The organism is Cloacibacillus sp., assembly GCA_036655895.1.
Taxonomy (GTDB): Bacteria; Synergistota; Synergistia; order Synergistales; family Synergistaceae; genus JAVVPF01.
The window spans coordinates 23,903-37,046 of the sequence record JAVVPF010000007.1 but is presented as its reverse complement, the minus strand read 5'-3'; the positions used below and the strand labels follow the sequence as shown (position 1 = coordinate 37,046).

General features: G+C 56.6%; 13 protein-coding genes and 1 pseudogene. 11 read left to right on the top strand and 3 right to left on the bottom strand.

Going from position 1 to position 13,144, the window contains the following annotated elements; translation table 11 throughout:
* Nucleotide 1 precedes the first annotated feature (1 nt).
* Nucleotides 2-1,480 carry a glycogen/starch synthase gene (locus tag RRY12_03695; GenBank protein ID MEG2183758.1) on the top strand — a complete coding sequence of 493 codons (1,479 nt, stop codon included), beginning with the start codon at nucleotides 2-4 and terminating at the stop codon, nucleotides 1,478-1,480.
* A gap of 104 nt (nucleotides 1,481-1,584) precedes the next feature.
* Entirely contained in the window at nucleotides 1,585-2,886 is a 1,302-nt protein-coding gene (gene glgC / locus RRY12_03690; GenBank protein MEG2183757.1) for a glucose-1-phosphate adenylyltransferase, read from the top strand.
* A 78-nt stretch (nucleotides 2,887-2,964) separates the two neighbouring features.
* On the opposite strand, the gene RRY12_03685 is transcribed toward glgC, so the two are convergent.
* The gene (locus RRY12_03685; GenBank protein ID MEG2183756.1) at nucleotides 2,965-3,246 is read right to left on the bottom strand and encodes a hypothetical protein; all 282 of its coding nucleotides are present in this window, start codon (nucleotides 3,244-3,246) and stop codon (nucleotides 2,965-2,967) included.
* Between the two features lie 139 nt (nucleotides 3,247-3,385).
* Here RRY12_03685 and RRY12_03680 point away from each other — a divergent pair, with 139 nt between their 5' ends.
* The 6 genes from RRY12_03680 (at nucleotide 3,386) to RRY12_03655 (ending at nucleotide 8,642) form a co-directional block, all read left to right on the top strand.
* On the top strand, nucleotides 3,386-3,847 hold the full coding sequence (locus RRY12_03680; protein ID MEG2183755.1) for an Rrf2 family transcriptional regulator: 462 nt from the start codon (nucleotides 3,386-3,388) through the stop codon (nucleotides 3,845-3,847).
* 26 nt (nucleotides 3,848-3,873) lie between these two features.
* A complete protein-coding gene (gene nifS, locus RRY12_03675; GenBank protein MEG2183754.1) occupies nucleotides 3,874-5,055 on the top strand; it encodes a cysteine desulfurase NifS in 1,182 nt (393 codons plus the stop codon).
* A gap of 27 nt (nucleotides 5,056-5,082) precedes the next feature.
* Nucleotides 5,083-5,577 (top strand): iron-sulfur cluster assembly scaffold protein, encoded by a 495-nt coding sequence (locus RRY12_03670; protein ID MEG2183753.1) that lies wholly within the window; start codon nucleotides 5,083-5,085, stop codon nucleotides 5,575-5,577.
* Complete coding sequence (locus RRY12_03665; protein MEG2183752.1) at nucleotides 5,564-6,013, top strand: MOSC domain-containing protein; 450 nt, start codon at nucleotides 5,564-5,566, stop codon at nucleotides 6,011-6,013. Before RRY12_03670 ends, RRY12_03665 begins: the two co-directional genes overlap by 14 nt.
* Before the next feature lie 76 nt (nucleotides 6,014-6,089).
* A complete protein-coding gene (locus RRY12_03660) occupies nucleotides 6,090-8,162 on the top strand; it encodes a heavy metal translocating P-type ATPase (protein MEG2183751.1) in 2,073 nt (690 codons plus the stop codon).
* A 51-nt stretch (nucleotides 8,163-8,213) separates the two neighbouring features.
* Complete coding sequence (locus RRY12_03655; GenBank protein MEG2183750.1) at nucleotides 8,214-8,642, top strand: TOBE domain-containing protein; 429 nt, start codon at nucleotides 8,214-8,216, stop codon at nucleotides 8,640-8,642.
* A 79-nt stretch (nucleotides 8,643-8,721) separates the two neighbouring features.
* Here the strand turns inward: RRY12_03655 and pdxT are convergent, their stop codons facing one another.
* Both pdxT and pdxS read right to left on the bottom strand, forming a co-directional pair.
* Nucleotides 8,722-9,297 carry a pyridoxal 5'-phosphate synthase glutaminase subunit PdxT gene (pdxT, locus tag RRY12_03650; GenBank protein ID MEG2183749.1) on the bottom strand — a complete coding sequence of 192 codons (576 nt, stop codon included), beginning with the start codon at nucleotides 9,295-9,297 and terminating at the stop codon, nucleotides 8,722-8,724.
* Nucleotides 9,297-10,175 carry a pyridoxal 5'-phosphate synthase lyase subunit PdxS gene (gene pdxS / locus RRY12_03645; GenBank protein ID MEG2183748.1) on the bottom strand — a complete coding sequence of 293 codons (879 nt, stop codon included), beginning with the start codon at nucleotides 10,173-10,175 and terminating at the stop codon, nucleotides 9,297-9,299. The genes pdxT and pdxS overlap by 1 nt, the downstream gene beginning before the upstream one ends.
* A 113-nt stretch (nucleotides 10,176-10,288) precedes the next feature.
* Here pdxS and RRY12_03640 point away from each other — a divergent pair, with 113 nt between their 5' ends.
* The 3 genes and pseudogenes from RRY12_03640 to RRY12_03630 all read left to right on the top strand — a co-directional run bounded on the left by RRY12_03640 (nucleotide 10,289) and on the right by RRY12_03630 (nucleotide 13,044).
* Nucleotides 10,289-11,647, top strand: coding sequence for a PLP-dependent aminotransferase family protein (locus RRY12_03640; GenBank protein ID MEG2183747.1), 1,359 nt, complete (start codon nucleotides 10,289-10,291; stop codon nucleotides 11,645-11,647).
* Nucleotides 11,648-11,720: 73 nt separating this feature from the next.
* On the top strand, nucleotides 11,721-12,551 hold the full coding sequence (locus tag RRY12_03635) for an Mrp/NBP35 family ATP-binding protein (GenBank protein MEG2183746.1): 831 nt from the start codon (nucleotides 11,721-11,723) through the stop codon (nucleotides 12,549-12,551).
* Between the two features lie 181 nt (nucleotides 12,552-12,732).
* A pseudogene (locus tag RRY12_03630) lies at nucleotides 12,733-13,044 on the top strand (Spx/MgsR family RNA polymerase-binding regulatory protein).
* Nucleotides 13,045-13,144: the final 100 nt, after the last annotated feature.

Below are 13,144 nucleotides of genomic sequence, written 5' to 3'. Positions count from 1 at the left end.
CATGAAAAACTCAGATCAGTTCATAACTAAAATCCTGCACGTAGCGCCGGAATGCGCGCCTCTTGCCAAAAAGGGCGGCCTTGGCGACGTTGTCGGCTCTCTGCCCAAGGCGCTTCGCGGAGCGGGCGTCGACGCGCGCGTGCTGATGCCGGGCTGGCCCGGCGTGCTGGAAAAAGCGCGCGCTTTGGGCGCTCTGCACAGCCGCCCCATCGGCTCTATCGCAATCGCCATAAACTGGCGCGCCCTTACGGCGAAGCTGTGGCGCGCGGAGCTTGACGGCCTTCCGATCTATATTCTGGAAAATGACGAGCTGTTCTGCGACGAAAATATCTATCCCGAAAGAATGAACGGACAGACTGCGGAGCCGATGCTATGTCTCTCCTACGCGTCATTCGAGCTGGCGCGCGCGGCGCGGTGGAAGCCGCAGATAATCCACGCGCACGATTGGCCGGCCGCCATAATACCGAGCGCGCTCAAATGGCACAAGCACTATTCAAAAATGGCGGCGGACTACGACACCGCCTACACCATACACAACATGGCGCATCAGGGGCTGTTTCAGAGAGAATGCCTCCCCGGCTGGGGCTTCAAAGAAGAGGCCTTCTCCGCCGCAGACCCCGCCTCAATGGAATTTTACGGACAACTGAACCTCATGAAGGGCGCAATAAACACGGCGGAGGCCATAACCACCGTCAGCCCCAACTATTCGTGGGACATACAGACGGAGGACGGAGGGTTTGGGCTTGACGGCGTAGTCTCCGCAAACAAAACAAAACTCTCCGGCATCTTAAACGGCATAGACTACGACGTCTGGAACCCGCACAAAGACCCGCTTCTGCCCGCGCACTACGACATAGCGCACAGAGAGGGCAAAAAAAGCTGCCGCCGCGCCGCGATGGAAAAATTCGGCATAACGGACGACGGGCGGCCCTTCGTCATCTTCGTCGGACGCCTCACGGAACAAAAAGGCGTCGACATCATGCTGGACGCGCTGGAACGCTTCATGCCGGATAAAATTTACGCGCTGATAATCGGCTCCGGCAGCGAGATGTACAACAGAAAACTGGCGGACTTCGCGCAAAGACACCCAGAGTCCGTGCGCACCGTAACGGAGTTCAGCGAGGAGAGCGCGCACCTGGCTTACGCCGCGGGCGATATTTTAGTGATGCCGTCGCTCTTTGAGCCGTGCGGCCTCTCGCAGCTAATAGCCTTCGCCTACGGCACAGTGCCGGTAGTGCGCGCCACAGGCGGCCTCGCGGACACGGTAATAGACGCCGACGCCTCTCCCGACGGCACCGGCTTCGTATTCACAGACTACAGCATCGCGGAATTTGAAGAGGCGCTCAACCGCGCGCTTGAAGCAAAGACCGACGACGAAAGATGGAACCGCATAGTCAGGAACGCCATGAAAAAAGATTTCTCATGGAACAGCTCCGCAAAGGAATACGCTGAGCTTTATCACAGCATTATTACATCCTGACAATAGACATTTAGCGATAAGTTGTATAAAATAAATCAAGAAATTAGAAATAGCTGAAACTATCAAAACAGGCGCAAATCCTCATCACAAAAGGAGGGCTTATTATGATACAAGGCAAATACGGACGTGTGCTGGGCATGGTCCTTGCCGGAGGCAAGGGAGAACGCCTCATGCCGCTTACGAGGTACAGGGCGAAGCCGGCTGTGCCGTTCGCCGCGAAATACCGCATCATAGACTTCGCACTTTCAAACATGGTAAACAGCGGCCTCTTCTCAATATACTGCCTCATCCAGTTCAAGAGCCAGTCGCTGCACGAACACATAGGCAAAGGCTGGCAGTTCGGCGGCGCTCTGCGCGGACGCGATTTCTTCGTCAACGTAGTACCGGCGCAGATGTGGGACGGCGAACGATGGTACGAAGGAACCGCCGACGCCATCTTCCAGAACATGCACCTTATAACGCTCTTTGACGCCGACCGCATCTGCATCTTCGCGGCGGACCACGTTTATAAAATGGACGTGGAACAGATGCTCGCATATCACATGGACAACAAGGCCGACGTCACAGTGGCCGCCTATGTCGTTCCCTCGTCCGAGGCGAGCCAGTTCGGCTGCATCGCGACGGACGAAGACGGGCGCATAATAGATTTCGTCGAAAAGCCGGCCGTGCCGCCTGAGATACCGGGACGTCCCGGCTACAGCTTCGTCTCGATGGGAAACTACATCTTTGAGCGCGAGATACTTGAGGAATCGGTGCTCTCCGACAACGAACGCAAAGACAGCACCCACGACTTCGGGCGCGACATACTGCCGCTGCTCTTCAAAGGCTACAAGCTGATGGCCTACGACTTCTCCACCAACGTGCTGCCAGGCGGCGACAGGCCCTACTGGAAAGACGTAGGAAGCATCAAGGCCTACTGGGAGGCGCACATGGACCTGCTGCACCACCCGTCGGCGCTTTCGCTGTACAACCCTCAGTGGCCGATACGCACAGTCTCCTTCTCAGACCCGCCCGGCTTCACCTATCCCGACAAGGATCACTCCTGCTCCGTGGACGGATGCCTTCGCGCCGAGGCAAGCCGCGTGCTTGGCGCCTACGTGCGCAAAAGCGTGCTCTCGCGCAACTGCGTGATAAACTCAGGCTCAGTCATCGAAGAAACGATAATCGGACAGAACGTCGACATCGGAGAAAACTGCCGCCTGCGCCGCGTCATAGTTGACGCGCACAATCACATCCCGGCCGGCACCTCCATCGGCTACGACCCTGTAGCCGACGCCGCGCGCTACCATGTAGACCCCGCCTCCGGCATAGTGGTAGTCGGAATGCCAAAGATACAACTGCGCAAAAAGCTGCAGATCCCCGGCTCCTACGAAAGCATGTTCACCACAGAAGGCTCCGGCTTCTAGCCGCTCTGCCATAAAAATAACGAGGCCGCCCCGTTTGGAGAAACTCTCCGCGGGGCGGCCTCGTTTTAGTAGCGTAATCTACGCGCGGCCTTCGTCCTCCGTCGCAAAAACTTCGCCGACGACGCAAGCCTCTTCCGCCGGCACGATAAACTTTCGGCTGATGTTCTCCACTATCGAGCGGCCCCCCGCCATATACCATCTGTTGAGCATCGCAAGATCGGGCCCATTGATGAGCCTCTCAAAATCAGTCTCCCAAAAGGCGCGCTTTTCTTCATTAAAACGCGCAAGTCCCACAAACCCCCGCGAAATAACAAACGCCGTCTCTTCCGTCCCATTATGCTTTATCTTAGCAAGCTTCATCTGCGCACCCCGTTGTTTGAAATTTCTTGTACTATTATAAGATATAAGGAGGCGATTTTTTTAAAATCGGTTTTTGATATATTGACAAATAAACGAAGCCGTTGTAATCTCTACCAAGTTGGTAGAGAAGGTGAGGATAATGGCGATAACACAAAAATGTCAGTACGCATTAAGGGCGATATTTGAGTTGGCGAAGCGTCAAAGCGACGGCCCGTGCAAGATAGGCGCGGTTGCTGAGGCGCAGGGCATCCCCGTGCGCTTTCTCGAAAACATTCTGAGCAGCTTAAAGAGCGCTGGCTTTGTCGATTCCGCGCGCGGCAAGGACGGCGGATATTTTCTTGCAAAACCTGCCGATGCAATAACGGTAGGCGAGGTGATACGCTTCGTCCAGGGCCCGCTGGGGCCGGTCGAATGCACCACGCGCGACGAAGACGACTGTTCCTTTTACGACGACTGCGTTTTCCGCCCTCTGTGGGAAAAGGCGCGCGTCGCTCTGGAGTCGGTCTACGACGGAACGACCTTCCGCGATCTCGTCAACCAGTCTGAGAATAACTGTTGCCGGCCTGAGTGCCGCTGCGGCAAAAAATATAAAAATAATTAAATAATTTAATCTATGAGGTGATATTCATGGAACCGCGTGAAGTGTATTTGGACAATTCAGCAACAACAAAGGTAGACCCCAGAGTTAGAGAAGCCATGATTCCCTATTTTTCAGAAAAGTACGGCAACCCAAACAGCCTGCATAAGTTTGGCCGCGAATCACGGGCGGCGATAGACAAGGCGCGCGGGCAGGTCGCGTCGCTCATCAACGCAAAGCCGACCGACATCGTATTCACGGGCGCGGGCAGCGAAGCGGACAACTTGGCCATCAAGGGCGCGGCATGGGCGCTTAAGGAAAAGGGCAAGGGAAATCACATTATCACAACGGCCATCGAACATCACGCAATATTGGATACGGTGAAATGGCTGGGCAAGATGGGCTTTGAATATACTATACTGCCAGTGGACGACAAAGGAATGGTCGACCCAAAGGAGCTGGAGGCGGCCATCCGCCCCGACACCATCCTTGCTTCGATAATGTTTGCGAACAATGAAATAGGCACTATCCAGCCAATAAAGGAACTTGGAGAAATATGCAGGAAGCACGGCGTCATGTTCCATACGGACGCGGTGCAGGCTACGGGACACATCGCAATCGACGTGCAGGAGCTTCCGATCGACATGATGACGATGGCGGCGCATAAGATGTACGGCCCGAAGGGGCTGGGCGCTCTTTACGTGCGCAAGGGCATCAAGCTGATCCCGACGCTGCACGGCGGCGGCCAGGAGTTCGGCCTCCGCTCCGGCACGGAAAACGTCCCCGGCATAGTAGGCTTCGGCGAGGCGGCGGAGATAGCAAAGGCGCGCCTTGCAAACGGCGAGGACAAAAAACTTGCCGAACTTCGCGACTATTTCATCGAGGGCGTGCTTTCAAGGATCCCGGAATCGCACCTGACCGGTGCGGCAGGCGACAAGAGGCTTCCCTTCCACACAAGCTTCACTGTGAAGTATATCGAAGGCGAAGGGATGCTGCTGCTTCTTGATGCGGCGGGCATCGCAGCCTCAAGCGGATCTGCCTGCACCTCGGGAAGCCTTGAACCCAGCTACGTGCTGCTTGCGACGGGCATCGACCACACCACCGCGCACGGCTCCGTCCGCCTTACGATGAGCCACGACACTACAAAGGAAGACATCGACTACGTGCTGGAGAAGTTCCCCGTCATCGTTGAAAAGCTCCGCGCGATGTCGCCCTTCTACAATAAAAAATAAAAGATTTGATATACAGGAGATGAAAACATGTACAATCAGAAGGTAATAGATTATTTTATGAATCCGCGCAACTCAGGAAAGATGGAAGACGCCTCGGCCATAGGCGAAGTGGGCAACCCCACCTGCGGCGACGTAATGAAGATATATCTTAAAATAGATCCCAAGACCGAGGTTATCGAAGACATCAAGTTTGAGACCTTCGGCTGCGCCGCAGCTATCGCCACCAGCTCGATGGTGACGGAGCTGGCAAAGGGCAGAACGATAGAAAACGCGCTCAAGATAACAAACAAAGAGGTAGCGGACGAACTTGGCGGACTGCCGCCCGTAAAGCTGCACTGCTCGCTGCTTGCGCAGGAGGGCATTGAGGCCGCGGTGGCCGATTATTACATGCGCCGCGACGGAAAGCTTCCAGAGGGCTTCAAGCCTCCGAAGAACACAATTACTAACGAGGGCGCCGACGGCACTCAGCAGGAAGAGGAAGAAGAAAGATTCGTGGGGGACGATCACCGTGTCGCAGAATAAAGAAGCGCGCGGAAAGATAATCGCCGTCTGCACCGCACCGGAAAAGGGCATGATAAAGCACGATGTGGGCCGCGGACTGCTGGTCGAAGGGCTGGGCATCGAGGGCGACGCGCACAAGGGCTTCATGCACCGCCAGGTGAGCCTCATTTCAATGGAGGACATCCGCACGATGATGGAAAAACTGCCGGACCTTATCCCGGGCAGCTTCGCCGAAAACCTCACAACGGAGGGTTTCGACTTGAGCCAGCTCAAAATAGGCGACATGCTGAAGGTCGGCGAGACGCTGCTGGAGGTCTCTCAGATAGGCAAGGAATGCCATTCGCACTGCGAGGTCTTCAAAAAAACCGGCGAGTGCATCATGCCGAAGAAGGGCATCTTCACTAAGGTGATCAAGGGCGGCACGGTAAAAACAGGCGACACGATAGAATTTGCTTAAGTTGATTTTATGAGCCGCTCTCAAGCGGCTCTTTTTTTTAACTGTTTACGCACGAAACTGGAGGAACAAAGGCAAAATGAGCTGCAATCACGAGCACGAAGATAAACATTGTCACGAAGAGGAGCACGTCCACACGCACGAACACTGCGCAGAAAGCGCCGAACGCTGCGGCGCCTGTGAAGATGTCGAGTGCGCGCACCACCATGTGCACGGACACGACACGGCCTGCGGCTGCGCCTCGTGCCACGTAGTTGACAATATATTTGCGGAAAACGAAGCCGACGAGAAAGAGGAGCAAGGCGAATTTCGGCGCGAGCTGATTTTTCTTGCGGTATGCGGCGCTATTTTTCTCGCGGCGCTTGCCGCGGAGGAATTTGCGCCCGGCATAGCCCCTAAATGGGCTTTTGACGCGCTCTTTGTCGCGCTCTACGCGGCCACGGGCTGGACTGTGCTGCGCCAGATGCTGCGCGCCGTCGTGCGCAGAGACCTCTTCAACGAGTTCACGCTGATGGGCGGCGCTACGCTTGCGGCTCTTGCCATAGGCGAGATGTCGGAGGCTGTGGGCGTCATGCTCTTTTACAGGCTGGGCGAGGCCTTTCAGGAGCGCGCCTCATCAAACTCGCGCCGTTCCATAAAGGCGCTGCTGGCCCAGAAACCGATGACAGCGCGTCTTGTGGTGGACGACAAAATAATAGATACGGACCCGGGGGAAATAGCGGAAGGCGACATAGTGCAGGTGCTGCCGGGGGAAATAATACCAATCGACGGCGAGATAATCAGCGGCGCCGCGCAGATAGACGCATCTGCTATAACTGGCGAATCTATGCCCGTGTATTCTTCCGCAGGCGCAAGGGTGCACGGCGGTACGCTCTCGCTGGACGGCGTGCTGCTGATACGCGCGGCCGGCCCGTTTGAGGATTCCACCATCTCGAGGATGCTGGAGATGGTGCAGCAGGCGGTCGAACATAAATCGCCGACGGAACGCTTTATAACGCGGTTCTCGAAATGGTACACGCCGGCGGTCTTTTTCCTCGCCTCCGCCGTAATGACGCTGCCTCCGCTTTTGGGCCACGGCACGTGGCATGAGTGGATATACCGCGGTCTGGTGCTTCTGGTCATCTCGTGCCCCTGCGCGCTCGTCATCTCCATCCCTCTTGGATATTTCGGCGGCATCGGCGCCGCCTCGAAGAACGGCATCCTCGTCAAGGGGGCGAACGTCTTCGACGCCGTTGGAAACGTCGAGATAGCCGTCTTTGACAAGACCGGCACGCTCACCTACGGCAAGTTCACCATCGCAAAGATTGCGCCAGCCTGCGGCGTAACCTGCGAGGAGCTGCTTGAGGCGGCGGCGCTTGCCGAAAGCGGCTCGACGCACCCGGTGGCGGCCGCAATATCGGCTGCGGCGGGGGAACATCCTCTGCCGGCCGGAGCTTCCATAACTCAGGCGCCCGGCAGGGGAATGATCTATAAAGAGGGGCAAGTTACGATACTCGCGGGCAATGCTGCTCTGCTTGACGAATACGGCGTGAAAGCGCCCGAAGTCGAAGGGCACGGAACGATCGTCCACGTCGTGAAGAACGAAAAATACATCGGCTCTATAATCGTTGCCGACTCCATCCGTGACGACGCGGCGCGCACAGTGCGCGAGCTGCACGAGCTTGGCATAAGAAACGTCTATATGCTGACCGGAGACCGCAGAGAGACTGCGGCGAGCGTAGCGGCAGCCGTGAAGCTTGACGGATTCAAGGCGGAACTGCTGCCGGGCGACAAGGTTGACGCGCTGAAAGAGCTATGCGGCGGCGACACTAAAAAAACTATATACGTCGGAGACGGCGTGAACGACGGCCCCGTGCTCGTCACATCGGAGACGGGCATCGCAATGGGCGGCTTTGGCTCGCAGGTTGCGGTCGAAGCGGCGGACGCCGTGATTCTCGACGACTCGCCGTCAAAGGTGGCGGAACTGCTGCGGATCGCGAAAAAAACAAGAATAATCGTATGGGAAAACGTAGTAATGGCGCTTGGCGTAAAGGGCGCCTTCCTTATACTGGGAATAGCGGGGCTTGCCGGGCTTTGGGAGGCGGTATTCGCCGACGTCGGGGTGGCGCTGCTTGCCATTCTAAACTCCACACGTGCAACTCGGTTTAAATAAACCGCACGTTACGTTATAATAATAAGACTAAACCACAAGGAGGAAAAAATCATGCAGCTAAGCGCACGCAATCAGCTAAAGGCGACAGTTACAGAGGTAAAAAAGGGCGCGGTCAACAATGAGATAGATATGCGCCTCGAAAAGGGAACGCTTCTCACTTCGATAATCACGACGGCAAGCTCGGACAGTTTGGGACTTGAAGCCGGAAAAGAGGTCTACGCCGTGATCAAAGCCTCCAACGTGATGATAGGCGAAGAACCGGGCGGCCTCAGGCTCTCCGCGCGCAACCAGCTCAAAGGCACGGTTGCCGCCGTAAACCACGGCGCGGTGAACGCGGAAGTTCTGATCACGCTTGAAAGCGGCGAGGAGATAGCCTCCATCATCACAATGGCAAGCGCGGAAAGACTGGCGCTTGCGGCCGGAGTAAAGGCGGCTGCCATCATCAAGGCCTCCGACGTAATGATCGGCGTAAAAGAATAGCTCTCGTAAAAACCAACGTCGGCAACGGCGTTCGTATAAAGGTGCAGGGCGTCCCACGAGGGACGCCCTGTTTTTTGCCTCACGGCTTTATCATAGACAAAAAATATTCGTGGACGCAAAGCTCTTGCGTTATTTCAGGATGAAAGGCAGAAGCCAGCATATTTTTTTCGCGAACGGCCACGGCAAAGCCGCCGTATTCCGAAAGTATCTCTACGCCCGCGCCTATGGCCGTTATCTTAGGGGCGCGTATGAAGGGCATCTCAATATTTTCTGTCCCCGCAAAGCAGCCGCGCGCGCTAAAGCTTGACAGCTGCCTGCCGTAGCCGTTTCTGCCGACGGTTATATCCATCACCGAAAAATGCCGCGCCACATCGTTTTCTATACGCGAAGCAAGCAGTATCATGCCGGCGCAAGTGCCCCAGACTGGCATTCCCTCTTCTATGCGTTTTTTAAGCGGAGCAAAAAGACCCGTAGAACGCAGAAGCCGCCCCTGCGTCGTACTTTCGCCGCCCGGCAGTATCAGCGCGTCAATACCCTCTATGTCGCGGAGAGCGTGAAGCTCGACGGCCCGCGCGCCCAATTTTTCAAGCGCCGCGCAGTGCTCCGCAAAGGCGCCCTGCACGGCCAAAACGCCAACCTTCGGCCCGCTGCTCATTATTTTCCGCGCTCCGCCATGAGCAGAGCTACTTCGCTTTCGTTGAGCCCAACCATAGCGCCGCCCAAATCCTCGGAGACGGAGGCAAGCAGTTTTGCGTCCTTGTAGTTTGTGACGGCCTGTACGATAGCCACCGCGCGTTTTTCAGGGTTGCCGGACTTGAAGATGCCGCTTCCGACAAAGACGCCCTCCGCGCCCAACTGCATCATAAGCGACGCGTCCGCCGGAGTGGCTATGCCGCCCGCCGCGAAATTTACAACAGGCAGCCTGCCGCTTTCGTGCACCTCAAAGAGCAGTTCGCACGGCACCGCAAGCTCCTTCGCCGCCTCAAACAGTTCGTCCGCGCGCATTGCCGACACTCGCGCCAACTCCGACTGCACGGCCCGCATGTGGCGCACCGCCTGCACAACGTCGCCAGTGCCAGGCTCCCCCTTCGTCCGTATCATCGAGGCTCCCTCTGCAATGCGCCGCAGCGCCTCGGAGAGGTTTCTCGCGCCGCAGACGAATGGGGCGCGAAACTTCGTCTTGTCGATGTGACAACGGTCATCCGCCGGGCTAAGCACCTCGCTCTCGTCGATATAGTCGATATCGATCGCCTCCAGTATCTGCGCCTCGGCAAAGTGTCCGATGCGGCATTTCGCCATCACCGGTATCGAGACGGCGCGCTGGATGCCCCTTATCATCATCGGGTCGCTCATACGCGACACTCCGCCCGCCGCGCGGATATCCGCCGGAATACGCTCAAGCGCCATCACCGCGCAGGCGCCCGCCGCCTCCGCTATCTGCGCCTGCTCCGGCGTAGTGACATCCATTATTACGCCGCCTTTGAGCATCTGGGCCAGGCCGCGGTTTAGTTTGATCTGTTCATTTGTCGTCATTGCAGTAGACTTCCTTAAAAAGTATTTCACAGCTGTGCTGACTCTTTTATATGATAAAATTGTCATTGGTGCAATGTATAAATATCAATTAATTTACAATGACAGATGGTGACATGATGATCTTCGACTTTATCAGGATAGACGCAGGCTGCGGCGTGGCGCTTTGGAGACAGATATACGACGAGCTTGCCGCGTGGATAGAAGGCGGCGCCGCTCAAGCAGGCACTCGTCTGCCTTCGATACGGGAAATGGCCGGAGGCCTTGGCGTAAGCCGCTCGCCGGTTGAAAACGCCTACGCGCAGCTTCTTATTGAGGGCTACATCGAAAGCCGCCCGAAGAGCGGTTACTTCACAGCGCGGCGCTCAAAGCGGGAGGGCGGGAAGCAAAGCGCCATAGGCGGAGGCGGCGCAAAAAACATCCGCTGCGATTTCCGCACGGGGCGCGTTGACCCTGCTCTTGCCGACATAGAGCTGTGGAGTAAATGCCTGAGGGCGGCGCTTAAAGAGCGTGGCGAAATAATATCGCGCGGAGAGCCGTGCGGCGAGGAGGCTCTGCGCAGGGAACTTTCGTCATACGTCTACAAGGCGAGGGGCGTTGCATGCTCATGGAAAAACATTATAGTAGGCTCCGGCACGCAGGAGCTGCTGTCGCTGCTTTTGAGGGCCATCGGAGGTGCGGGCACGGCAGTAATCGAGCGGCCCGGCTTTGAGCAGGCCGAACGCGTGCTTGCGGACAACGGCTGGCAGGTGACGACCGCCGCGGGAGAAAACAGTCTTAAAGAGGCGCTTGCGGAGGCCCGGCTCTATATTGAGATATCGTCGAAGCACGCGCCGAGTCCTCTTGGGGAAACGGCGGCGCGGCGCGCCATGCTCTGCGGCTGGGCGCGGGGCACGGCGCGGCTCATCGTCGAAGACGACTACAACGGCGAACTCCGTTACTGCAACAGGCCTATGCCCGCGATGCAGCCGCTCGCGCCGGAAAACATCGTCTACATCGGCAGTTTTTCGCAGCTTTTGCTGCCCTCCGTACGCATAGCCTACATGGCGCTGCCTCAGACGCTTTCCGCGGACTGCGCGGCGAAGGCGGAGCTTTACGACCAGACCGCAAGCAAGGTGGAACAGCTGGCGCTTGCCACGTACATCAAAGAGGGCCATCTTGAACGCCACCTGAGGCGAAGCAGGAAGGCATACCTCAGAAAAAGCCGGCTCATGGCGGCGGCGCTTGAAAAATATTTCGGAGCGCAGGCCTCCTTCCGGCTGCTGGAGACGGCCACCTCATACGCGCTACGCTTCCAAGAGCAGGCGCACGTGCTGCGGGAAAGAGCTGACGCGGCCGGCATCGCCGTAGATTGGCAGCCGGACGGAGCCTCCGGAGAGCTGCTGCTCTTTTTTGCGGCGACGCCGGAAGACAAGATTGACGAATCGGTGCGCGCGCTCTGTGCGGCATTTGACATACCATCTCAATTTGGCTAATATCTTAACGGACATAAAGCGCCAGCGTAAGTTTCGCGGCGTTTCTTTTCACTAAAGACAAGGAGATGCTCAAATGGCAAATGAAGAGTGTACGCATGACTGCGGAAGCTGCGGTCAAAAGTGCTCCGAGGCGGAGCGGCCTGATTTCAGCGCGCCGGCCAACGCGCTGAGCGACGTTAAAAAAGTGATAGGCGTAGTCAGCGGAAAGGGCGGCGTCGGCAAATCGCTCGTCACTTCGCTTCTTGCTTCCGCGATGCAGAGAAAAGGCAGCCAGTGCGCCATTCTTGACGCGGACATCACAGGCCCGTCTATACCTAAAATGTTCGGCGTAGAGGCGCTCGCCTCCGCAAACGCCTCAGGGATAGTGCCGCAGCACTCAAAGAGCGGCATAGACATGATCTCCGTCAACCTGCTCGTAGAAGACAAGGCGACCCCCGTAATCTGGCGCGGCCCCGCTATCGCCGGCGTCGTCAAACAGTTCTGGAGCGACGTAATATGGAGCTACGAAGATTATATGTTCGTCGACATGCCTCCGGGAACGGGCGACGTGCCGCTTACAGTATTCCAGTCGCTCCCCGTAGACGGCATCATCATCGTCACCTCGCCGCAGGAGCTTGTCTCGATGATCGTCGAAAAGGCGATGCGCATGGCAAAAGAGATGAACATCCCCATCCTCGGCATCGTTGAAAACATGAGCTATCTGGAGTGTCCAGACTGCGGCAAAAAACTCTTCCCGTTCGGCGAGGGAAAGACCGCGGCCACAGCGGAGAAATACGGCATAGATTTCCTGGGGCAGATACCAATCTCACCAGAAATAGCCGCCCTCTGCGACTCCGGCAACATAGAATTTTATATCCCGCAGACGCTGGACGCCGCGATAAAAAAAATAGAGTCCCTAAACTAAAGTCCGCCGATAGCGCGGAGATAAAGAAGAGCCAACGGACGTTCCCTCGCGCAAACGGCGAGGGAACGTCTTTTCTTGCGTAACGCCGCGTTTGATGTATCATAACTGCATCACGTCTAAAAACATGGAGGCCCGTAAAATGCTGTTATTTTGCTACCCGCAGTGAAGCACCTGTAAAAAAGCCCGTGCATGGCTTGAAGAACACCACGTCGCCTTTGAAGAGCGCAACATAAAGACCGACGGCCCAAACGAGGATGAGATAAAAAATATACTCACCGCCTCGAAACTGCCGCTAAAAAAATTATTCAACACGAGCGGCAATTCATACAAAGAGCTGGGCCTAAAAGACAAGCTGCCGCAGATGCCAGAGGCGGAACAGATAAAGCTGCTTTCCTCAGACGGAATGCTGGTCAAGCGTCCGCTGCTCGTCTGCGACGGAGGCGCGCTTGCCGGGTTCAAAGAGGACGAATGGAGCGCCGCTCTGCTAAAATAATAATTCTTGCCAAAATCGTAAGAAAACACGGACGCTAACAGCGCGCCGGACTTTGCCAAAGTGACGGCGAAAGGCGCGCTGAAGCCGCTCTTTTATTGTT